The sequence below is a fragment of the Cyanobacterium sp. HL-69 genome, from assembly GCA_002813895.1.
In the GTDB taxonomy this organism is placed as follows: domain Bacteria; phylum Cyanobacteriota; class Cyanobacteriia; order Cyanobacteriales; family Cyanobacteriaceae; genus Cyanobacterium.
In genome coordinates this window covers 2,062,012-2,084,063 of sequence record CP024912.1, presented here as the reverse complement: position 1 = coordinate 2,084,063, position 22,052 = coordinate 2,062,012, and the positions used below count along the sequence as shown (strand labels likewise).

General features: G+C 35.9%; 19 protein-coding genes and 1 tRNA gene. 9 read left to right on the top strand and 11 right to left on the bottom strand.

Going from position 1 to position 22,052, the window contains the following annotated elements:
• Nucleotides 1-53 precede the first annotated feature (53 nt).
• The 5 genes from AA637_RS09560 to AA637_RS09540 form a co-directional block, all read right to left on the bottom strand.
• Nucleotides 54-1,910, bottom strand: a complete 1,857-nt coding sequence (locus AA637_RS09560) for a phosphodiester glycosidase family protein (RefSeq protein WP_446682574.1) — start codon at nt 1,908-1,910, stop codon at nt 54-56.
• 120 nt (nt 1,911-2,030) lie between these two features.
• Nucleotides 2,031-3,299 carry a glucosylglycerol 3-phosphatase gene (gene stpA / locus AA637_RS09555; protein WP_446682573.1) on the bottom strand — a complete coding sequence of 423 codons (1,269 nt, stop codon included), beginning with the start codon at nt 3,297-3,299 and terminating at the stop codon, nt 2,031-2,033.
• Between the two features lie 99 nt (nt 3,300-3,398).
• Nucleotides 3,399-4,769 (bottom strand): diguanylate cyclase domain-containing protein, encoded by a 1,371-nt coding sequence (locus AA637_RS09550; RefSeq protein WP_446682572.1) that lies wholly within the window; start codon nt 4,767-4,769, stop codon nt 3,399-3,401.
• Nucleotides 4,770-4,956: 187 nt separating this feature from the next.
• Nucleotides 4,957-5,403: an ABA4-like family protein gene (locus AA637_RS09545; RefSeq protein WP_446682571.1), complete on the bottom strand. Its 447-nt coding sequence runs from the start codon at nt 5,401-5,403 to the stop codon at nt 4,957-4,959.
• A 349-nt stretch (nt 5,404-5,752) separates the two neighbouring features.
• Nucleotides 5,753-8,068 (bottom strand): glycosyltransferase, encoded by a 2,316-nt coding sequence (locus AA637_RS09540; protein ID WP_446682570.1) that lies wholly within the window; start codon nt 8,066-8,068, stop codon nt 5,753-5,755.
• 370 nt (nt 8,069-8,438) lie between these two features.
• Between AA637_RS09540 and grxC the strand changes: the two genes are divergently transcribed.
• Together grxC and gshB are read left to right on the top strand one after the other, a co-directional pair.
• Entirely contained in the window at nt 8,439-8,699 is a 261-nt protein-coding gene (gene grxC, locus AA637_RS09535; protein WP_446682569.1) for a glutaredoxin 3, read from the top strand.
• 87 nt (nt 8,700-8,786) lie between these two features.
• A complete protein-coding gene (gene gshB, locus AA637_RS09530) occupies nt 8,787-9,743 on the top strand; it encodes a glutathione synthase (protein ID WP_446682568.1) in 957 nt (318 codons plus the stop codon).
• Nucleotides 9,744-9,922: 179 nt separating this feature from the next.
• On the opposite strand, the gene AA637_RS09525 is transcribed toward gshB, so the two are convergent.
• Nucleotides 9,923-10,471 carry a manganese efflux pump MntP gene (locus AA637_RS09525; protein WP_446682567.1) on the bottom strand — a complete coding sequence of 183 codons (549 nt, stop codon included), beginning with the start codon at nt 10,469-10,471 and terminating at the stop codon, nt 9,923-9,925.
• 131 nt (nt 10,472-10,602) lie between these two features.
• Between AA637_RS09525 and AA637_RS09520 the strand changes: the two genes are divergently transcribed.
• A complete protein-coding gene (locus AA637_RS09520; protein WP_446682566.1) occupies nt 10,603-11,820 on the top strand; it encodes an ABC transporter permease in 1,218 nt (405 codons plus the stop codon).
• 104 nt (nt 11,821-11,924) lie between these two features.
• A complete protein-coding gene (locus AA637_RS09515; RefSeq protein WP_446682565.1) occupies nt 11,925-12,968 on the top strand; it encodes a D-alanine--D-alanine ligase family protein in 1,044 nt (347 codons plus the stop codon).
• 175 nt (nt 12,969-13,143) lie between these two features.
• Here the strand turns inward: AA637_RS09515 and AA637_RS09510 are convergent, their stop codons facing one another.
• Nucleotides 13,144-14,262: an iron-containing alcohol dehydrogenase gene (locus tag AA637_RS09510; RefSeq protein ID WP_446682564.1), complete on the bottom strand. Its 1,119-nt coding sequence runs from the start codon at nt 14,260-14,262 to the stop codon at nt 13,144-13,146.
• Nucleotides 14,263-14,313: 51 nt separating this feature from the next.
• On the bottom strand, nt 14,314-14,697 hold the full coding sequence (locus AA637_RS09505; RefSeq protein ID WP_446682563.1) for a hypothetical protein: 384 nt from the start codon (nt 14,695-14,697) through the stop codon (nt 14,314-14,316).
• Nucleotides 14,698-14,823: 126 nt separating this feature from the next.
• Between AA637_RS09505 and AA637_RS09500 the strand changes: the two genes are divergently transcribed.
• The 3 genes from AA637_RS09500 to AA637_RS09490 all read left to right on the top strand — a co-directional run bounded on the left by AA637_RS09500 (nt 14,824) and on the right by AA637_RS09490 (nt 17,466).
• A tRNA-Arg gene (locus AA637_RS09500) sits at nt 14,824-14,896 on the top strand.
• A gap of 199 nt (nt 14,897-15,095) precedes the next feature.
• On the top strand, nt 15,096-16,724 hold the full coding sequence (locus AA637_RS09495; protein ID WP_446682562.1) for a hypothetical protein: 1,629 nt from the start codon (nt 15,096-15,098) through the stop codon (nt 16,722-16,724).
• A gap of 295 nt (nt 16,725-17,019) precedes the next feature.
• Nucleotides 17,020-17,466, top strand: a complete 447-nt coding sequence (locus AA637_RS09490) for a DUF3531 family protein (protein WP_446682561.1) — start codon at nt 17,020-17,022, stop codon at nt 17,464-17,466.
• A 3-nt stretch (nt 17,467-17,469) separates the two neighbouring features.
• Here the strand turns inward: AA637_RS09490 and AA637_RS09485 are convergent, their stop codons facing one another.
• Nucleotides 17,470-17,709, bottom strand: a complete 240-nt coding sequence (locus AA637_RS09485; protein ID WP_446682560.1) for a hypothetical protein — start codon at nt 17,707-17,709, stop codon at nt 17,470-17,472.
• Between the two features lie 230 nt (nt 17,710-17,939).
• On the opposite strand from AA637_RS09485, the gene AA637_RS09480 reads away from it, so the two are divergent.
• A complete protein-coding gene (locus AA637_RS09480; protein WP_446682559.1) occupies nt 17,940-18,656 on the top strand; it encodes a hypothetical protein in 717 nt (238 codons plus the stop codon).
• 88 nt (nt 18,657-18,744) lie between these two features.
• Here the strand turns inward: AA637_RS09480 and AA637_RS09475 are convergent, their stop codons facing one another.
• Nucleotides 18,745-19,641, bottom strand: a complete 897-nt coding sequence (locus AA637_RS09475) for a septal ring lytic transglycosylase RlpA family protein (protein ID WP_069789629.1) — start codon at nt 19,639-19,641, stop codon at nt 18,745-18,747.
• A gap of 596 nt (nt 19,642-20,237) precedes the next feature.
• Here AA637_RS09475 and purM point away from each other — a divergent pair.
• Nucleotides 20,238-21,263, top strand: coding sequence for a phosphoribosylformylglycinamidine cyclo-ligase (gene purM, locus AA637_RS09470; RefSeq protein WP_446682558.1), 1,026 nt, complete (start codon nt 20,238-20,240; stop codon nt 21,261-21,263).
• A gap of 112 nt (nt 21,264-21,375) precedes the next feature.
• Here the strand turns inward: purM and AA637_RS09465 are convergent, their stop codons facing one another.
• Entirely contained in the window at nt 21,376-21,885 is a 510-nt protein-coding gene (locus AA637_RS09465; RefSeq protein ID WP_446682557.1) for an inorganic diphosphatase, read from the bottom strand.
• Nucleotides 21,886-22,052: the final 167 nt, after the last annotated feature.

The following is a 22,052-nucleotide window of genomic DNA, read 5'->3' as shown; positions in this document are numbered from 1 at the left end:
TTTACCCTCACCTCAACCCCTCTCCTATGGGAGAGGGGCTTTTTTTTGCTCTTCTAATTTCGAGGACGGTAAAACAAACCTAATCCATTATGTACTCGAGCGGCGGTAACGGGAGAACGATCAATTATTTCTCCTCCCAGATAAATTTGGGTGGAACTACCGCCATCAAGGTTGAGGGCGTCTTTTGCCCCTAGTTGTAGGAGAATTTGGGCAAATTCTTGTAAGCCAGGGCCCGAGCCTCCTATTCTTTGATGAACAGCTACAAACATGATGTTACCTTGGTTATCAAGGGCTACGGCGCTACGGGATGCCCTTTGTTGATTAAAGGCATTGCTAAAGCCTTCTGCTTCGCCGTTGAGGACGATTTGACGGTTGTTCAATAGCATAGGCCCTGCCCCAAGCATATGGGGAAAATTCGCCATGGTGGGGGGAGTTGTGGTGCTGGTAATTTGCAGTGGTTGCCCTTGGTTAAAGTTGGAGGCAAGTTGGGGGGAGTTACGCACGACGATTAAATAGCCGTTGGCGGGGATGGTGATGGGGTTACTTCCTGCTTGGGCAACATTTATTTTTTCCCTGATGCGATCGCCCTCTACTACTATAATAGTCTCATTGTTACTCAGGCTAGTGTAACTGTTGCCCCAACTGCGAGTGTAACGGGATACCCCTGTTTGTACATAACCACTGTTGATGTAATCGGATAAAAGGCGATCGCCCGTACCATTGGTAATGGTTTCTTGGAGACGAAGACGACTAATTTGGAAACTTCCTGCGTCATTCCATGCCAATACTCCCCGATTGAGAATGGGGGCACTTTGCCAATTTTGATTGTTTCTGATGGCACCCAAGGGTAATTGATTATTACGGTTAAAAAAGCCTCCGTTAATAGCGGCGATCGCCCCTTGACCTTGTGCTATGGTTCTTAGGGGTGCTGTACCAATCATGGTATTATCATTGGTGACGATGGGGCGTAAACTAAGCTCTGACCTTTGTAAATTAGCTTTTAACATAGATACAAAGAAAGTCTCTCCATTGCTGAGTCTGATATATCTATCCTGCCAACTAAGATCATTAGACCAAGAAATGTTTTTTTGTACCTTCGCAATAGGGCTTAATTCCGCAAAAAGTAAATTAGGGGCAGAGGAATTAACCCTCAAATTATGCCCCGCAGGAATATTGATATGAACAAGGGTGGCATTATTATTCGTTTCCACCCGAAATAAAGCACCAGAAACAGGATTTTGCACGCCCCTGACTCTATCCCCCTCATCCTCTAACGCACCAGTGTTATTATAAGGATTAATAGAGCTATCATCACTTTCTCCCGAAACCCCAAAAGTTGGTTGCCCCTCAATAATAATTACCCCTTCATCCCTTGCTTGACTAACACGGAAAAAAGTAGGTCTTTCTAACTCAATTACCACCCTTTTTTGTTGACTTTGATTAATATCATATACTCGATTTACTCGACTATTGGGGGTGTTAATAGTTAAAGTATCTTCCTGTCTTTCTATTATAATATCAGTATTTTCTAATAGGTTTCTTGTATCTAAATAACGATAAGGATTTACAAAACGAGCGGGTAAATTATGATAGGAATTAAACCATTGAATAGGTTGTTCATTGGGATTGTTACTATTTAATAATTCTACTCCTAGGGTATTTTGTAAGGCAATATCACTTATACCAATATAGGTTTGATTTCCTTCTCGCCATTCTATCCAAGGGAGACTAATTTCTCGCTGATTAATTATAGTTTTAGTTCCTTGTTGTACAACTCCTTGGGAATTATTTTGAGCAAAAACTGGTTGTCCTATTCCTTTATTAATACTAAAATTAAAACCGTTTAATAAAAGTGAGCAAATGAAGGAAATAATAATTAAGTTGAGCCAAAAAAACTTCTTTTTTTTCATATATTTTCAATAAAGATATTCAAATAAAACCATAACAAGGGGCTTAAGCCCCTTGTCCAGAATTGTGGATTCTTGCCCAAACTTGTGCATCCTTATCCAAACTTGTGGATCAATAAAGAATTAATCAGTTTTACGACTGTTCGCAACTTCACAAAAAAACTTACAGTATTGTTGATGTCCTTGGGGAAAAACCATATTTAATTTTAAAGGTTCTTCTTTATCTAAAGTATCCCCTGGTCCTTCTAAAACAATAGTTTTTTCACCATCTTTACCTAGTTTTATAGGTTTTCTATTTTTGATTTCTCCTCCCGAACTATCAATATAAACTACAGCATTATCTATATTAAATTTATCACCAATATTTTGAATTAATTGTAAGAAGTTGCGATCGCTTCCTCCCCTACGGACGATTGTTTTGCCATTTTGTTCCATCACCGTACTATTAACAGTATCACCTACACCTACGATAAAAGGCATCTTTTCGGGATCAAAATTATTCACTACTAAACTTAATAATTCTTCCTGAGTATGGGGGGCTTTTCTCACATTAAAATCTTCTCCCAAAGGATATTCTCCTGTGTGTAAATAATAGTAATAATTAAGTAAAAATAAAACCCCTGCTTCCTTTATTCCCCCTGTTACCATAAATTGAAAATCCGTAGTACCTGAATCGGTTTCTGTGGCAGGACGTAATATTTCCAAACCGTTATCATCTCTACCCAAATTAGGGGCATAATGGACAAAAAATGAGTCTTTTAAACCTTCTTTTTCGGCTTGGCTTAATAACTCATCCATCAACAATTTAACTTCGTTTTGTAAGTTGATATAAATAGAATTGTGATCAGTTAATTTTTCATAAAAGGTATTAATATTAACTGTGGGAGAAACAAAGTTATCAAGAATTACTGCATCAATGATATTATTGATTCCTTTTGGGCTTAAAAAGTTACATTCTTTTATACAAAAATCAGTTAATTTTTCCCTAACAATGTGAGGAACACTAGCTAAAAAGTTTAGTTCTTTATCACTTATACCAGGGTGTTCTACATTACCAAAACAGTCTTGCCACTGCACTCCTCCCCCTGCCAAACCAGGTAAATAATAGCCTGTTTCTTTGACTTCTTGAGCAGAAGAAGCTGATTTTTCGATAATGTTATTTACTCCCCTTTTCCCAATATGTTCGCCGTTAGTAAGTACAAAAAAATGATCCTTCATTTTCTTTGCTGACTGCACATAATCCCATTTTATAATTCTATTTAATGGATCTTTTACTAAGCCCATACACACCCCATCTAAGTCTTGAATAATCAAGCTATTAGGAGTGTTAATTAGTTTTTCTTTTAATAAGTTATGCTCTAAAGATAAATGTAAATTTTTAATGTTAGTCATTATTCTCTTTATAAAGATTAATTACCCTAACATATTAACAGCATATAAGATTTTAGCAAAATTTATAAGTATTTCAAACTACTATTATTTATTAATAATTTATTTGTTTTTTATATATTCGTAATAGTTTTCAACTAAAGTGCGATCAGCTTTTTGTAGTAAAATTTCTTCATAGTTACCATCCGTAGGATAAGATGCGCTACCCATACTAAAACTTATTTGTATTTCTTCCTCTTGTACTAAAAATGGTTGTTGGGCAATTAGTAATATTTCATATTTAATTTTGTCCAAATATTCCACAGTATTTTGAGCCAACAAAAAAGCAAATTCGTCATCGCGCCAATGATACAATATGTCTTGAGCGGAAATTAATTTTTTGAATTTTTTAGAGACTTTTTTTAAAATTAGTTCTGCAACTTCATAGTTATAGTTATAACCAATTTCTTTCCATTCGTTGATTTTTACTAATACTAAGGCAATATTACCTTCTTCGTTACTATAATAGTTCGCTAAGACAGAAAATAAATGTTCTTTAAACAGTTTATAATTAGGAAGATTAGTAATTAAATCATGATAGCTTCGATAACGTAATAACTCTTCTAGTTTTCTTTCTTCTGCTATGTCTAAAATAGATATACAAATCAAATTTCTTTCTCCTTGAGAAACAGCCCTTACTTTTACTTGAACAGGTAAAAACTCATTCTCTTTTTGCTTAATCGCAGAGTGTCTTAAAACACTTTCATATTTATCACTGATTAATAGTTTAATATCATCTTCTAAAATCTCTTTGTCAATGGTAAAAATATTTTCAAGACTAAGTTTGATAATATCTTCTTTTTTTTCGTAATCAAGCATTTTAATAAAAGATTGATTACAGTCTATTATTTTGGAGGTATGAATATCAATAAATATAATTCCTTCAATTAATTCAGCAATGCTATCGGTACAATAGTTATTTTCTGTTTCGATATGCTTTAGTTCTTGATAATCACTATCTTCCGAGTTTTCAGTTAATATGTCACTATGGAAAATCTCTTTTTCAGTGGTGATGAAAGAGGTTACATTTTGGGGATTTTCTTTATGAATGACACTTAAAAATTCCTTAGAATCGATGTTTAGAATATCATATTTCCCTTTTATCTCTATGCCCCCTAAAATGATAATATCTCCGGGAGATAATTTGTATATGTCAACCTTTTTTGTATTAACAAATAGTCCATTTCTACTTTTATTACCCTTAAAATCACCATCTAAAATCCAAAAAGCTATATCAAATTTGTCTTCTTTTTTATGTTGATAAATAACTTTAATAATACTGCCATGATGACGAGAGGTTACTCGGTGGTTAATAATAAGAGAATTACTAGAACTTCTACCCAAGGAATGGATATTTTTTTCTAATAAAAATGTCTTTTTCCCTGTGCTTAATTCAAGGGACAGTATATGTTTTAAGGAGGTATTATTAACCATTTAACATTTGCAGTTTTTAAGATTTTGATTCAAAGATAACATAAGTTTTGATAATAAACAATTATAGTTTTGATGTTACAGACTGAGTCCATCAAAATATTTTGTGGATGATTACAGTCATAGCCCACAATTATTGTTTTCTTATAATGAAGCCCCACCTAAATAAAAATGATGGGGATTGTTGGACTTAGGAGTTATCAATAATAATTTCTGTTTTTTTGAAATTAGATTGAATGGCATCAGTAATTATATGAGATAAAAAGCGCATAGGTCCTGCAAATAAGCATAATATTAGAGAGTGAATAGTCCAAATATTTTTCTCTTGCCCTTGCCAATAGATATGTCTGCCGAGGAATAAGTCGAGGACGAGGAAATGAGTCCACGCAGCAAAGGTTACGATAGGATTACTAAATACTTGGGCTAATTCTGGTAATTGAGGATTAGATAAGGTTTGGGCTGATTCTGCGTCTAGGCTAGTCACAAATAGGTAGATATAGAGCAAAATCAGGGGAATAAATATTAAGTAAGATTTCATTATTTTTTGGGTGATTGACCATTTTGGCAGAGCAATCATTAGTATCCAAAAGGGTAAGACAAAAAGATTCGAGAGGTTAAATAGTAGATTTAAATCCATTGTTAGTTTTACAGACGACATTTTTCTTTCTATTATATGTCCGAATAACTAACTGTAGTTTAGACTAAATGTAGAGAGGAATAAGAAAGGGAAACACATAAAAGGAAAATAGAGAGAAAATATAAATAAGCAAAAATAAAATTTCCTGTGTATGAACTAATATAGCAGACCAGAAAATTTTCGTCATGATACCCATGAAATGTTAGTCAAAGGTAAGGTTATAACGTTTTTGAGCTAATCTTTGTTAGCTTACTTATTCTCTTTGAATGTTTTCTTAGTTTAAACTACAGTTATTAACAACAATATTTTTTGAATTAATTTAAAATATAATATGTAACAACAACATAAATTAATCATCCCAGGTTGAAGTTAATACTGTTTTAGTTTTCTTTTCTTCACTCCCTTCTAACTCATAGGATATATTACCCAACAACATTTTTCTTTGATAAATATTATAATTTATCCAACGCCAAGGAGTGGTAATTAAAGAGCGAAATAATAGATAAATAGTCTTCCATTCAGAAGCAGTATTTAAACTTGTCCATGGGTTATTATCAAGACAATATATTTTAGTAATTAATTGACGATAACGCTCAATATTTGTGGTATCAAAAACTATATTTAACTTATTATTATTTATTCCTTCAATAACTTCTAATACTTCACCCTTAAGATATAAATTTTGACCAATTATTTCTACGTTTTCAGACTTGACAGGTAACTGATTTTGACTAATTAATATCTTAAATTCTTGATTAATACTTTTGAGAGAAGAATAATCTAACTCCACGAGCGCCCCTACATCGGAAATTTGAGTAATTATACCTTGATAAATATGCTCATCAATTACAACCCTAATTTCTTCAAAAATGTTAAACCATTCATAATTATTGGGCTTTGGTATATCCAACATTGCCCAAAGAGAAAGGGAAATAATCATCAAATTATAAATATTCCAAAAAAGAATTAAACTAATTCCCCCCACAGAATTTAATTCTCCCAAAGAATCTGTTTGAATCAAGCCGATAATACTAATTAAATTAGCCACATTAACCGCCAAAACGAAACATAAAGGAGAGGCTAGACTCCAATTGAAATAATAGCGATCGCACTTAGTTCCCTTTGGTGTAACCTTAAATATAGAACCAAGAGGAGTAATCAAAGTTTGAATTACCTCCCACGTCACAGGAAAAGTAGTAACAATATTATAAACCTCCGAAATCATCGCCGAACGACTACGAAAATTGAGCCATGCAAAAGTACCAACCTGCACACAATAATAAGGCACCACAAAATAAATAATTTCTTGCAAACTAGCCTCAATGGGCAAAATACCAGCGGTATAAGCCAAAGGCAAAAAGAAAATTGCAATGCGTAAAGGGCTAGTAAACCATTGAATAATACCCTCAAAATGGGCTAATCTCTGCCAAAAATTTAACCCCTTGATAGTTAAAGGATTTTCAGCAATAAACAAAGATTGAATTGTGCCTCTAGCCCATCTCTGCCTTTGTCTAATATGCCCAAAAATGTTTTCCGCCGATAATCCTGCGCTCAAACTCTCATTTAGATATGCCACCTCATACCCCTGCGCCGATAACTTCACTCCCGTGTGATAGTCTTCACTGAGAGAATTTTGACAAAAACCCCCAATGTCTAATAAGTGCGATCGTCTCACTAAAAAAGAACTACCATAACATAAAGCACTCTGCCAACTATCCCTGATTACTTGATAATGACGGGAAAAAATTTCTACATCAGGAGGGAAATTCTTTTCTAAACCTAAATTACGAGTAACAGGATCAGGAGAATAAAAACTCTGATAAGTTTGTAGTAGGGCTAGTTTTTGTTTTTGAAAAAAGCCCACCGTGCGAGTTAAAAAATTTTGCTGAGGAATAAAATCAGCATCAAACACCGTAATCAATTCTCCATCGGTATGTTTTAAAGCATTATTTAAATTACCAGCCTTAGCATGACAATTATCAGGACGAGTAATATAATTACATCCTAATTCATAAGCTAATTGAGCAATTTCTTTTCTATCTCCATCATCTAATAAATATACTTTTTTTCTTTGATAATCTATTCCTTGACAAGCAACAATGGTTTTTTTGATAATATCGTAGGGTTCATTATAAGTAGGAATTAAAACATCTACTGTAGGTTGATAACTACCATCAATAACCGTTTGACTTAATCTATCTGCCTCTTTATTTCTGAACTTTAGCCCTAACATGAGCAAATTTTGTAAGAGGGGACTAAAAATAAAAAATAATTCAATACCTAATAAAACAATACTAAATAGTCCTGTAGTCTTATCACTAAAATTTAAACTAGCTAAACTACGCCACAAAATATAACGCACCATTAAAAAACTAAAAATAGTAATAGTTATCAAACGAGTCAATTTATTTTGCTTAGAAAATAGTTTATTAACTAAAACACAAAAGATAATAGATAAAATTGCAGGAATATATAAGTAATAATAGGACTTAAAATCAGGTACTTGTAACCACAAAGGAGGATTATTTTGAATCATAGCGATATCCTCAAAAATATTATTAACAGCTTGATTTTCTGTTAACCATGCCATTACAAAAATTGCAAGGAGGGTAATGAGACTCAGAATAATGATAGTGGTAGGATAAATTCGAGAATTTTTTAACATTTTTTCCTATGTCCAAAATAGTTACGTTGTGATTTTTTATTTCAATGTGAAGGAGTTATCCATATACCATGAGAAAATTTTAATCATCATCACAAATACGAATCACCCACTTATTTAGATTCGATTTACCTCGTAAAAGGTTTAATTATTTTTAACTTTTTTTCTGTTGGTTACTTTTTCTAACTTATGTCTTGAGAGAGGATAGTTTTGTTCTACGTTAACTTATGTTACGAAAAATTGTTTGATTGTATGGGTAATTATCACGGATGAAGAGATAAGGTGATAAAACGTACTAAAGTTTAATTGTTCAATCCTGATCTGATGTACAATTAGATTTTAATGGCATTATTGTAAAGAAATATTAAGCACTATGAGCGCAAAAGTAGAAATTTATACTTGGAGTACCTGTCCTTTTTGTATTCGTGCTAAGGGATTATTAGAGCAAAAAAATGTCGATTTTATTGAATATTGTATAGATGGCGATCGCACCGCAAAACAGAAAATGTCTGAAAGAGCCAATGGAAGAACAAGTGTTCCCCAAATTTTTATAGATGATGAGCATATAGGGGGTTGCGATGATATTTATGCTTTAGAAAGGGCTGGAAAATTAGAGGGTTTATTAAATAGTTAAAACTACAATATTTTAAAACTAAGTTGACTATTAAACCATTAAAAAAAATATCATCTACTAACGCATTAATTACCATCACAATAACTCATGAAATTTGTATTTATAATCGATCCGATTTCAAAATTAGATCCTACCCATGATAGTAGTATAGCTATGATGGAATCCGCACAAACTCTCGGTCATGAAATTTGGATTACTTATGTACCTCAATTGAGTATTGTTGATGGTAAAGCCTATGGGCATTTACAGCCCGTCACCCTCAAGCCCGTTGAATTGGTGGATAATCATTGGATAAGTTCGGATAATTGGTATAGTCTCCAAGAATCACAATTTTTACCCCTAGAATCTTTTGATGGAGTCTTTATGCGTAAAGATCCTCCCGTAACTATCGGTTATCTTTATGCTACTTATATATTAGACCTCATTAACCCTTCCACCACAAAAGTTATTAACACTCCTCAAGGCATCCGTTGTGCTAACGAAAAGATATATGCCCTCAATTTCCCTTCCGTAATACCCGATACCATCGTTACTCAAAGTAAGTCCGTAATAGCTGATTTTCTCGAAGAAAAAGGGGAAGCTGTCATCAAACCCCTAGGCGGTAAAGCAGGAGAAGGTATTTTATTTTTGCAAAAGGGCGATCGCAATTTTAACTCCCTTATCGAAATTAGCACAAAACAAGGACAAGAACCTGTGATGGTACAACAATATCTCCCAGCTGCCAAGGAAGGAGATAAAAGAATAATTTTAGTAAATGGTAAACCCCTTGGCGCAGTGAATCGCATTCCCACAGGCAAGGAATTTCGAGGAAATATGGCCGTAGGGGGTAGAGTTGCCAAAACGGAAATTACAGCCCAAGACTTGAAAATTTGTGACACCGTCGCCCCCAAATTAATTGCTGATGGCTTGACTTTTGTGGGTATTGATGTGATTGGGGGTTATTTAACAGAAGTAAACGTAACTAGCCCCACAGGTATCCGAGAAATTGATCGTCTCAATGGGGTAAATTTAGGTAAGGAAACCATTAATTCTTTGTTTGGATAACTAATAAAATCTACTAATTGAAAACAATCGAAGGATTATGGCGTTGCACGGGTTATGGTATGAAATATTATTAAATTACAACAAATATCCTATATTACTACCATTGCCCATTCCCCGCCTAAAGTAAAAATCATATCTAAATTCAGCAATAACAGAATTATTTACTCAAGTTCTAATTCCTAAAGTAGTAAAATTCTCAAACCGAGGAAAATAAGGATAATACCACCAATCATTTCCGCTTGTTTCTCAAACAAATGTCCGAATTTGCCCCCTAAAATTACCCCAGCAAAAGAGAGAGAAAAAGTAATAATCCCCACGGCAATTAAAAGATTAACAATGCCCGATTCAACCAAGGAAAAACTTAAGCCCACTGCCAAAGAATCAATGCTAGTGGCGATCGCCAAGCCAAACAAACTATAAAGATTACGGGGGTTTTTATCCAATTTTTCCGCCCCATCTTCCATGGCTTCCATGATCATTTTTATACCGATAAAACCAAGTAAAACAAAAGCAATCCAATCATCAAAATTAGGAAGAAAATCACGAAATATTAAACCAAAAAACCAGCCAATAATGGGCATTAAAACCTGAAAACCGCCAAAAAAAGTCGCTATTAATAAAGCATCTCTAAATTGAACTTTTTTAATAGTTAGGCCACTACATACAGACACAGCAAAAGCATCCATTGCTAAGCCAAAAGAGGTTAATAAAATAGTAATTAAATTCACGATTAATAGTAAGAATAAAAATAAATAACCACTCATATTGTAATGCTTTTTCTCCATTACCAGCTTTTGAAATTCTGTTTTAAAATAGAAAATATATTTTGATAAAATTATGAAAAAAAGATGAGAAAAATATGAAACTAATTGACACTCTAAAAATGGCTACCACCACCCTAATGGCGAACAAAATGCGTAGTAGTCTCACTATGCTTGGTATCGTTATTGGTAACGCCTCTGTTATCGGTATGATTGGCATCGGGCAAGGGGCGCAACAATTAGCCTCCGAACAATTTGAATCTTTAGGGGCTAACGTTTTATTTGTCATTCCGGGTAACAGACAAAGTCGGCGTACCACCTTTGAAACTCCTAATACCCTTGTACTAAGTGATGCAGAGGCGATCGCATCTCAGGTGCCTAGCGTGGAAAATGTATCACCCCAAATCAATGGTCGTTTTCTTGTCACCGCAGGAAGTAGAAATAATAATGTTTTAGTCACGGGTGTCACCCCCGAATTTTTACCTGTGCGTAGTTTCGTGGTGGAAAAGGGACGCTTTTTTGATGATACCGAAGTAAGTCGCAGTGTCAGAGTCGCAGTCATCGGGCCTGAAATTGCCACTCAGTTTTTTCCCAACCAAAATCCCATCGGACAGACCATTAAGGTCAGAAACGTTAATTTTGAGGTAATCGGTGTAATGGAGGCAAAAGGCTCGTTTCTAGGCACTAATCAGGACGAAACTGTCTATATACCCCTAACCACCATGGCAAATCAATTGGTAGGGCGTACATCTCAATTTGGTACTCAGGTAAACGTCATTAACGTGTCTGCAAAGGATTCTAACAGCATTGAGGCGGCTAGATTTCAAATCGAAAATTTGCTTCGATTACGGCATAAAATTGTGGGGGAAGATGATTTTGTAGTGGAAACCCAAAAGGATGTTTTAAGCATCGTTGATACTGTTACAGGGGGTTTAACCATCATGTTGGCGGCCATTTCGGCTATCTCCCTTTTGGTGGGGGGCATCGGGGTAATGAACATTATGCTCGTTTCTGTTACCGAAAGGACTCAGGAAATCGGACTTCGTAAAGCCATTGGGGCAACAGAAGAAAATATCCTCTTACAATTTCTCATCGAAGCAGTGATTATTTCTGCTGCGGGGGGTGTCGTTGGCACAGCCATTGGGGTGGGTGGTTTAACCCTCGTGGGTTTACTTTCTCCTTTACCCACTACGGCTTCTCCTGTGGCGGTTGCCCTTGCGGTTAGTGTTTCTGGGGGCATAGGGTTATTTTTTGGCGTCGTACCTGCCAGACAGGCTGCAAAATTAGATCCCATTGTGGCGTTGCGCAGCGCTTAAATAATTGAAAATTGACAATGGATAATGGATAATTACACAGATTGATATTATCTGCTCTATGTTATAAAACAAGAGTTAATTATTCATACTAGAAAAATATAAAAATGACGACAATAAAGGTAGGACTCTTATTTGGTGGACGTTCTGGGGAACATCAGGTTTCAATTAAATCGGCACGGGCGATCGCAAAAGCCCTAGAAACAGGAGAGAATAAGGAAAAATATCAGGTAATTCCCTTTTATATCAATCAAAATGGAGTATGGTTAGAGCCTAAAAAATCAACGCAAATTTTAGCATCATGCATCCCTGACGACACCGATTCCCAAGGCTCAAAATGGCAATTTCCAGCCCCATGTCAAGAAATACAAGTGTGGTTTCCTATCCTACACGGACCCAATGGAGAAGATGGCACAGTACAAGGATTATTAACTCTGATGGATGTACCCTTTGTGGGAAGTGGTGTTTTGGGTTCGGCTTTGGGTATGGATAAGATTGCCATGAAAAATGCCTTTGCCCAAGCCCAACTGCCCCAAGTTGCCTATGTTGCCGTTACCAGAGATGAAGTTTTGTCTGGCCCTTGTGTATTCCCGAAAATGTGCGATCGCATTGACGAAACCCTTGGCTATCCCTGCTTTGTAAAACCTGCTAACCTAGGCTCATCTGTGGGCATTGCCAAAGCCAACACCCGTCAAGAATTAGAAGAAGCCCTCGACATGGCAGCCCAATATGATACCCGTATCATCGTAGAAGCGGGGGTAAAAGCCAGAGAAGTAGAGTGCGCTGTGTTGGGCAACGCCCAAGCCAAAGCCTCCGTGGTGGGCGAAATTACCTATGATGCCGATTTTTATGACTACGAAACTAAATATACCGACGGCAAAGCCCAGTTAATCATCCCCTCCCAACTACCTCAAAATATCGTTAACCAAATTCAAGAAATGTCCCTCAATGCATTCCATGCCCTCAATTGTCAAGGGTTATCAAGGGTGGACTTTTTCTATGTGGAAGAAACAGGGGAAGTGTTAATCAACGAAATCAATACCCTACCCGGATTTACTACCCTCAGTATGTATCCCCAATTGTGGGAAGCATCAGGGGTAAAATTTGCCGATTTGGTGGACAAATTAATTGATTTTGCCCTCAATCCATAGTTCAACGAAATGTTAAGGATTACTTCGATTTTTTTGTCCCCCCTTGCAAGGGCAGGGGGATTTTCTACACAATCGATTAATAACACTTGATCTAAATTATGGTTTACCAAACATTAATATTATGCTGAAATCATAAAATAACAAGCATTTTAACCTAACATCTAATCCCTAAAACTTAAACAACAGTAGTTGATACCATAGCTGCCACCAATGGCTCAGGTTTTACAACAAAAGGCAGACGATGAATATCAGACTTGGGCTGACAAGCAATTTGGGCACAGTGGCGTAATTCCTCAAGGGTAATTTTATCTAAACCCAAATCCTCAAGGGTGCAAGGTAAACCAAGGGTTTGATAAAACTTGATTAACTGTTGCCTTGAAGTAGCTGCCAACTTATTATTATCTAGCATTTCCTCCAGTCTCAGTTGCACGAGGATGCCGTAAGATACCTTTGCCCCGTGGAGATTGTGATGACTATGGGGTAAATGGGTAAGGGCATTATGCACCGCATGGGCAGCCACTGTGCGACAATTTGCACCGCCCAAACCACCGCTTACCCCTGCTAGTAATACCGTGGCATCTACCACCTCTTTCCAATCTTCGCTGAGGGGATGGGAAATAGCACTTTCTGCCTTTTGAAATAAAATATCCCTTAACACCCTAGCCTGTTGTACCGCTGCAATGGTCAATGTAGCGCTGGAATTACCACTACTAATAGAAGCCTCGTACCACTTGGCGATCGCATCTCCAATGCCCGCTATGAGGGTGTGAAGGGGGGCAGAGGCAATCAAACCATAATCCAAAATCAACAAATCAGGGCAACTTCTCAAACTCACATCGTACAAAAAAGCCCCCTCCTGAGAATAAATATTACTCAGCGCAGTCCACCCCGCACAAGTCGCCCCAGAAGTAGGAATAGTAACCACAGGCAATCCAGCCTTAAAAGCCACTAACTTAGCCATATCTAAAGCCTTGCCACCCCCAACACCGATGACAAAATCTGCCTCATGGGATTTTACCAACCCTTCCAACCTTGCCAAAGAAACCTCACAACAATCAGGGGCATAACTTCCACTACTAGCAGTTAAACCATACTCCTCAAAAATAGGAGCCAAATAACTATCAATTACCCTCAAAGTATTATCACCACCCACCACCATGGGGCGTTTGCCCAACTCTGCAATTTCACCCCCAGCATTTTTTAAACAATCATCCCCCTTCACTATCCTAGCGGGGGCAATCTGTAAACTAAAAACTTCCGTCGCCTTACTCACTACCGATTTTGTTTTACTCATAGATAAACTTAAATCTAAAAACTTCAAATTGAATAACTTAAACCATTACCCCTAATCATTATTAGCCAATAACTGATAACTCAGAGGCTCGCAAAAACCATCAATACCCTGCCTAAGTGCATAAATAATAACAGGAGTAACCAACAAAGGAGGACAAATTTTACGCTCTAATAAATATTTTACGGCAGGTTCAATGTAATTGTCCTGTAAATCTTGCCTCAAATCTTGGTGACAAATAGCAACTCGACATCTTTTTGCCATACCTTCAAGCCAGTCTATCCTATCAGGACTTTGCCCAATAGACAGAGCGATGTTAGTAGCAGAATCTACCAAATCCCCCTCACAATCCTCAATAATTTCCAAAGCCCTCAGAGCAATCTCACAATCTTCTAATTGCTCTCGATAATAGTTGATTTCTTCCCTACTCAGTTCCATTTCTTCCTACGTTAATCTAATTACCACTATTGAAAATTATACTCTTACCCTATGAATATTATTTTGCAGTCCTTAAAAAATACTTTGTCAAGGAACCAAAAAAATGGTATCTTATATATTTATTATGGGTGCGTAGCTCAGGGGATAGAGCACCAGATTCCGGTTCTGGGTGTCGGGGGTTCGAATCCCTCCGTACTCGTTGTTTTAACTATTTCATAGTCATAGTCATGGACTTTTGAGTGGTCATAATTTTGTTAATATTTTTTCCCCGCAGATTTATCTATTCGGTTTTTCCATGGGTATAAACAATAAATGATTTTCTGTGATTTAGAAAAAGTTCTATACTATGAATCATGAAGGAACAATCCCTTTAAAATAAAAACCTACTGACGTTTGCCATGTCTTCTAACCAAGAATCATCCACTCGCTACAAAAGTAGATTACTTAATTTTTTCAATCGTCAGTACTTAAAAATTAATTCATCTTTAGGCATATCGGTAAGGCAATTTACTCAAACCGTTAATACAGGAATCGCTACAATTCTTTATCCTCTTTACGTACTATTAAAAAATACTAAGAAAATAGGTAATATCTTTACAGGTACTTCAGAAAATATTTCTAAAAAACAACTAAATAAAACTTCCGAACAAGTATCCTCAGACTATATCTTAGAACAAGTATCAGAGCAAATAATTGATATTCCTGAAATACCCAAACTAAAGAGAAAATCAGTCAAAGGTTTGGCTAGTTTAATTGATAATCATAACATCGTTATCGCTAAACCTAAAAATCAAATAAAAATAGTTTTTCCTCCTCGTCATCAAGAAGAGATTAAAACGATAATTGATACAGTTATTACTGAATATAAAACGGAGAAAGGATTATTAACTACAGAAAACTCCAATGATAAAAAGCAACTTAAACCTTCCTTTGATTTAATTAATCCCTTTAAACTTTTTTCTCGAAATCGTAAAATAAGCCAAGATTTAGAACAACTAAAAAAATCTGATTTAATCTCAACTCAGCCCCCAGAAGAAACATCATTAAATAACCAAAATATTGAGCCAGATTCTAATAAAGTTATCCTTTTTATTGATAAACTATTTTTCAAAATTGAAAAGGGGGCTTTAACAGTATTAAAAAAAGAAGAGAGTATAGTTAAATCTCAAGAAAATAATTCGCAGTCATTAGATAATGTTAATAAACAGGAAAAAGCTTATTTTGTAGCGTTAATAGAGGCGGCAATTAATTACTTTTTTACTTCAAAAGATATAGATAATAAAACTATTGAGAATGATAAATGTGATAATTATACTTTAAAAGAAAAACATCATCTATCAAAAACTAATAAAGAAATTACCCAACAAATTCAGGGAATAGTTACTCAAAGCCAAGAAATTTTACCAGTAATACAAGCTAAAACAGAGAAGCTGATGGTTAAAGGCTTAAATCAGGCTTCTGTGGTAAAAAGTAAATTTGATAGTGTGATTAACCATGATGATAACCCCCTTAATATTCAAGCCTTGATATGGGCTGCGATCGATTATTTCTTCAATATTAAACTTGATAAAGATAAACCCCTAACCTTCTCTCAAAGCACAAAGGAATTATTTCTAATTGATGGACAAGTCAGCGATCCTTGGCTATCATGGGAAGACTTGTATGGAGAGAAAAACCCCCTTCAGTTTCAAGATAACCAAGACAAAAATATTGACCATAAAAGCGTTGTCCATACTCCTCTAAAGAAAGATTTGTCCGTATCAAAAAATAAGGTAGATACTCAGAAAGATTTGATAGCCAAAGTAACATCGGAAAGTAAAACTATTACCTTGGTAGATGAAAAGAAATTTATTGATGTACAAAAACATCCCTCCGAAGGTGAAATAGAAGCCAAGGTTATTACCATGGGTTATGAAAAACACTTTTTAGAAATTATCCTCGAAAAATTAGATGTTTTAATATTAACGATGGAAAACTTTATTTTAAATATAGTTAATTTTTTTAAATCATTAATCCAAAGATTTTAAAAAAAAACTAATTCTTACTAACAATTTGTGAATTAGCTTAGTGAAATTAACGATAAGTTTAGTTATAAGAATAGTCTCACCTTAAAAAAAATACTTGGTCTTTTCTTTTAAATTTATTTAATGATTTTCACTTATTACCATAGTCTAAATAAAATAGTTTTATCTTTCTTATTAGATTATATATTATATAAGTATTCTTGAAAATATTTTAGGTTTAAATAAAGCCCGATCGCCCTTTATTTAAGGATAGAAATAATGGTATAATTTAGAGTGATAATAAAAAGATAAAATAAAAATGGAAGTATTATTTAGAGAAATTAACCCTTTTGATTTATGGGTATGGATCGAGTTTGAAACAGTACCGAAAGAAATGGAAAGACAATATATTGAAGAGTTATTTAATTCTTGGTTTTTTCTCGGTAAATTAGGAGGATATAATGCGGAAAATTTCCAAGTTCAAGAGGTAGGAATTGACATCAGTTATATGAACTATGACACTGATTATGCAGAAAATTCGATGATGTCTTTGATGCACAATATGGGGGAGTTTGAGTTTTTGGGTAACTGGGGTAGATGTTGGTTAGATCTAGGCACCAGTGACCTAGTTTCCATTGATATTTTAATCAATTCCTTGAGAGAACTTTCCAAGGATTATGTAACCATTAATCAGTTAATTATCGGCGGAGAAAATTCCGATTGGCCTGTGGAAACTAACCCCGAAGATAAGTTTATGGAAGAGTAACTTTTAGGATCCGAATTTTTCGTTCCATTTTTTTATTAACCAACTAGAAAAAGCACCCAAAAATAAAATTCCGATGGCTGGGTTGAATACGGGTTGCCATAGTTTGTACCAAATCTCCCAACCCAGTGCAATACCCATGGATTTACCCATAAGGGCGATCGCAAACCAACCAAAACTGATAATAACTAAAAAAACATCAGCCATTAAAAAACGATCCAACCAAATCAAAAACTTTTCTCGCATTAATCAAAAAAACCGATAGAGTTAACAAAAATCAATAATAGAGTTTGAAAAACTAAGTATAAGTCAAATTCAGTTATAATTAACAACAAGTTGATCTCTATCATAAAGGCAAGAGTGTCACAAAGTATAGTTAATTTTCTACTATGCTTATGTTTTTGCTGTTTTTAAGGGTAAAAAAGACAAATCCCACTCATAGCAATACAACCAAAAACCATCATATTGATTAAAGAATGTCTAAAGTTATTGTAATAGTCAATGCCCAAGTCGAGCAGGGAAAAATATCTCCCTCAGCGCCCATCGCCCAAAAAATGGCAACGGCATTAACCAAGGGAATAATCACCACCGCCCCTGATACCGAAGTAAAAATTATGGGAGCAGCAGATTTATGGTCAAAATCGATTACTTTAGCCAATCCAAGTTCAGAATTAATTTATTGTCCCCTAACCATTAAACTACCAGAATGGTTTAACTTCAAAGCCTACAACGTTTATAAAGCCTGTTACGAGGTTGACAAAAGACGAAAATGGGTAGAACAAAACTTTAACTATCGTACCAGTACAGATCATCTCTGGTTAGGAGATTTATGGCTACCTATTATATGTACCGCCAAAGGATTAGTATATGGAGAAGTTATCGGCGAAGGGGAAATTCCCAACTCCTACGAACAACCCTACGACTTAAAAGATAACTTACGGCAACCTCTCTATGGTCTTGCCCATGACTTATTAGAATCCATTAATGCCACTCCTGCGGTGTATCTCATGCAGTTTCGTATGGTAGATGAAACCATTATTTTCGATCGCCTTTGGCCCTTTCCTGCTACCCCTGCCATCGCCTCTATCAAAGTACAACAACCAGATTTATACACCTGCCATTGGCATTGTCTCAGCAATCAGCCCTTTACAGACATAAAAATTCCCCCATCTCCAGAACTAATTCTCAGCTAAATTCTATCATGGGGGACTATTTAATTTTGGCTAAAAGCTTTTAGGCGAAAGGGGTTTAAACCCCTTATTAAATTGAGTAAAATGGAAACTAACGACCCAAAACTTGGATAGTAACAGGCCCTACTCCTCTACCCTTCAAGCCAATGGCCTGAGCAGCACCCGCAGCCAAATCAATGACACGACCACCAGTAAAAGGTCCACGGTCATTAATTCTAACCACCACAGAGCGACCATTGTTCACATTAGTAACCCTTACTTTAGTACCAAAAGGCAAAGTACGGTGAGCCGCAGTCAAAGCATTTTGGTTAAACCTTTCCCCATTAGCCGTTCTACGACCATGGAAACCAGGACCATACCAAGAAGCAATACCCCGAATTACTCTACCAGTAGAACTCTTTACCGCAGTGGTACTTGCCAATTGTGTTTCTGGCTGGTTAATAATAGTACTGATAGGCTCTGCATTTCCCAACAATCTGCGTAGGCGATTAGCAGCTTGTAAAGCATCTACTTGCGCATTAGCTGTAGAATCTGGCAAAATATTGTTATCATTGATAGCAACGAGATCTTGCTCATCGTATTGAATAAGATATTCCGCTTTTTGGTCATCCCAACGTACAGCAATTTTATTGGCATCAGCCTGTTGTTGATGAAGTTGGTCAAGACGAGAGGCTAAATCCTTCGCTCTAGTGCTAGTTTCTACTTCATTTTCACCTACGAAAGTAAGTAAGGGAATATTTTGGAAGTGTAAAGTGGCGGCCTGTTTCGATTGCCAGTTATGGGAATAAATTCTGCTAGTTAAAAATTCTTCTGCGACATTGTCTAGTTGTACAGCAACAGGATTGTGTGCCTGAGAAGTACCTGCTGTATTTTGATCCGAGAAATTCGCTGTATTAGCTCTTACATTAGGGGCGATGGTTAAACCCGATACTCCTAAAATAATGGTGATGGCTGACTTAACAGCGTTGTTCCAAGTGTTTGTAAGCATAGTTTTTTCTTTATTGAATGAGATCAAAACCCCGAATACGGGTTTATTCTGTTTCTTACTCCTAGATAATGGAATGTTTACATTCGTTAATAAATTTTGACTCTACCTAAGTTAACACGTCATTTTTGCTTGGGGGGTAATAAATACTTATTCAAAAAAGATAAAACTTCAGTATTCCTTATTTGGGTTGAAAACCAAAGATTAATCCACTAAATTGGTAGGTTTATTTACTTTTTTTTTCGGTGTTTTAGTTAAAGAAAACTAATCAATGGGGTGATAATTTATAGTTTTTTATCGTTGATGGAATCTAAAAATCGAGTCAAAGTAAAAAATAAAGACGAGAAAACCCCTTGAAGGTTAGTCACAATCAGAAAAATTGCCAGATTACGCCCAGATTTACTGCAAAATATCTAATTATTCCCCAATCACTTTTTAAAACTGATTCCATCAAAACCATAAAAAATCCAGTTAATAATGGTATGATTTCCCCTAGTAAAGTGATAGTAATTTGATCAGAAAACGAGATAAGAATAAATGATCATATTAGCTAACATGATTACTGTCATAATTTATTGTTATTTAAAAACCTAGAAAATATGGATTATAAACAGGCTGGAGTTGATATTGAAGCAGGAAGAGAATTTGTTAATAAAATTGGTTCAGCGGTAGAAAGCACTTATCGTCAGGGCGTTTTAGGAGGGCTAGGTGGTTTTGGTGGTTGTTTTGAAATTCCTTCTGGCTACAAACAACCTGTTTTAATTTCCGGCACCGATGGAGTAGGTACAAAGTTAAAAATAGCCCATCAACTAAATCGTCATGACACCGTGGGTATAGATTTAGTTGCCATGTGTGTCAATGATATTTTGACATCAGGCGCCGAGCCATTGTTTTTCCTTGATTATTTAGCCACAGGTAAATTAAATCCCAGTCAATTAGAAGAAGTGGTAGTAGGCATTGCCCAAGGATGTAAAGAAAGTGGTTGTGCCTTACTCGGTGGAGAAACCGCAGAGATGCCAGGTTTTTATCAGGTAGGGGAATATGATTTGGCTGGTTTTTGTGTGGGAATTGTGGAAAAAGCATCTATTTTAGATGGAAAAGATGTACAAATAGGAGATCAGGCGATCGCCCTTAGCAGTAGCGGCATTCATAGTAACGGCTTCTCCCTCGTGCGTAAAATCATCGAAGTAAGTGGACTAAATTGGGAAGACAAACCAGAAGAATTAGGAGGATTAACCCTCGGGGAAACCTGTCTCACCCCCACCCGTATTTATGTAAAGCCCATCCTCAAAGCCCTAGGAAATAACCTTGGCATCAAAGCCATGGCACACATTACAGGGGGAGGCATCCCCGAAAACTTACCCCGTTGCCTCCCCGACAACCTCTCCATCGAAGTAAACCTCAATAGTTGGGCAATTCCCCCCATCTTCAAATGGTTAGCCAAAACAGGTAACGTCAATCAACAAGATATGCTTGATACTTTTAACATGGGAGTAGGTTTTGTAGTGATTGTGCCACCCCACAAGGTCAAAGAAACCATCGAATTTTTTGAAGCCGAAAATATTTCCTCCTACCATATCGGCAAAGTTATCGAAGGAAAAAAAGACATCCAATTTATTTGTTAAACCATTTAAAGGTATCAGGTATGATCGAGGCAAGGGGTTTAAACCCCTTGTTAAAAATTTAGTATTCTCCCCGTAGGATGGGCAATGCCCACCAAAAAAACGAAGTTATATATTACTTATAAGCCTTAACGCATTCTTGCACTAAAGGAGCAACCTGATCAACATCCTTCCAACCTAAAATTTTGGTTTCCTTCTTCTCTAAATTTTTATAAGAACGGAAAAACTCAGCAATTTCGTCAAGGCGATGGGGAGCAATATCCTTTAAAGACTTAACATGATCATAGCGAGGATCTTCAGCAGGAACACAAAGAATTTTCTCATCTCTATCTCCCCCGTCAATCATTTCCAACATTGCCACGGGGCGCGCCGCAATGACACAACCAGGGAAAGTAGGCTCATCCATCATTACCATACCATCCAAAGGATCACCATCATCGGCTAAAGTATTGGGTACAAAACCATAGTCATAAGGATATTTCACCGAGGAAAATAATACTCTATCTAAAATAAAAGCATTCATATCCTTGTCAAACTCATACTTATTTTTGCTTCCCCCGGGGATTTCAATTAAAACATTGATTAAACCAGCCTTGGGTTGTGCAGGAATACGAGATAAATCCATTTAAAAACTCTCCTTCATAAAACTTATTCATACGCCTATTTATTTAATCACAGATCCGACTCATGGAGTTTTTTTAACAAGCAAAAAAGAATAAAACAACAAAAATGTTGCTAAAGTACCTTAAAATAGATCCACAGAAGAAAATATATACAAATTAAGAACGCTCA

Excerpts from the sequence above, each read along its gene's own strand:
- AA637_RS09480 (WP_446682559.1), top strand. The coding sequence starts at position 17,940 with ATGTCTAAAGTTATTGTAATAGTCAATGCCCAAGTCGAGCAGGGAAAA.
- AA637_RS09510 (WP_446682564.1), bottom strand. The coding sequence starts at position 14,262 with ATGAGTAAAACAAAATCGGTAGTGAGTAAGGCGACGGAAGTTTTTAGT.
- stpA (WP_446682573.1), bottom strand. The coding sequence starts at position 3,299 with ATGACTAACATTAAAAATTTACATTTATCTTTAGAGCATAACTTATTA.
- AA637_RS09560 (WP_446682574.1), bottom strand. The coding sequence starts at position 1,910 with ATGAAAAAAAAGAAGTTTTTTTGGCTCAACTTAATTATTATTTCCTTC.
- AA637_RS09520 (WP_446682566.1), top strand. The coding sequence starts at position 10,603 with ATGAAACTAATTGACACTCTAAAAATGGCTACCACCACCCTAATGGCG.
- AA637_RS09465 (WP_446682557.1), bottom strand. The coding sequence starts at position 21,885 with ATGGATTTATCTCGTATTCCTGCACAACCCAAGGCTGGTTTAATCAAT.
- grxC (WP_446682569.1), top strand. The coding sequence starts at position 8,439 with ATGAGCGCAAAAGTAGAAATTTATACTTGGAGTACCTGTCCTTTTTGT.
- purM (WP_446682558.1), top strand. The coding sequence starts at position 20,238 with ATGGATTATAAACAGGCTGGAGTTGATATTGAAGCAGGAAGAGAATTT.
- AA637_RS09550 (WP_446682572.1), bottom strand. The coding sequence starts at position 4,769 with ATGGTTAATAATACCTCCTTAAAACATATACTGTCCCTTGAATTAAGC.
- gshB (WP_446682568.1), top strand. The coding sequence starts at position 8,787 with ATGAAATTTGTATTTATAATCGATCCGATTTCAAAATTAGATCCTACC.
- AA637_RS09485 (WP_446682560.1), bottom strand. The coding sequence starts at position 17,709 with ATGCGAGAAAAGTTTTTGATTTGGTTGGATCGTTTTTTAATGGCTGAT.
- AA637_RS09490 (WP_446682561.1), top strand. The coding sequence starts at position 17,020 with ATGGAAGTATTATTTAGAGAAATTAACCCTTTTGATTTATGGGTATGG.
- AA637_RS09495 (WP_446682562.1), top strand. The coding sequence starts at position 15,096 with ATGTCTTCTAACCAAGAATCATCCACTCGCTACAAAAGTAGATTACTT.
- AA637_RS09505 (WP_446682563.1), bottom strand. The coding sequence starts at position 14,697 with ATGGAACTGAGTAGGGAAGAAATCAACTATTATCGAGAGCAATTAGAA.
- AA637_RS09545 (WP_446682571.1), bottom strand. The coding sequence starts at position 5,403 with ATGGATTTAAATCTACTATTTAACCTCTCGAATCTTTTTGTCTTACCC.
- AA637_RS09540 (WP_446682570.1), bottom strand. The coding sequence starts at position 8,068 with ATGTTAAAAAATTCTCGAATTTATCCTACCACTATCATTATTCTGAGT.
- AA637_RS09515 (WP_446682565.1), top strand. The coding sequence starts at position 11,925 with ATGACGACAATAAAGGTAGGACTCTTATTTGGTGGACGTTCTGGGGAA.
- AA637_RS09475 (WP_069789629.1), bottom strand. The coding sequence starts at position 19,641 with ATGCTTACAAACACTTGGAACAACGCTGTTAAGTCAGCCATCACCATT.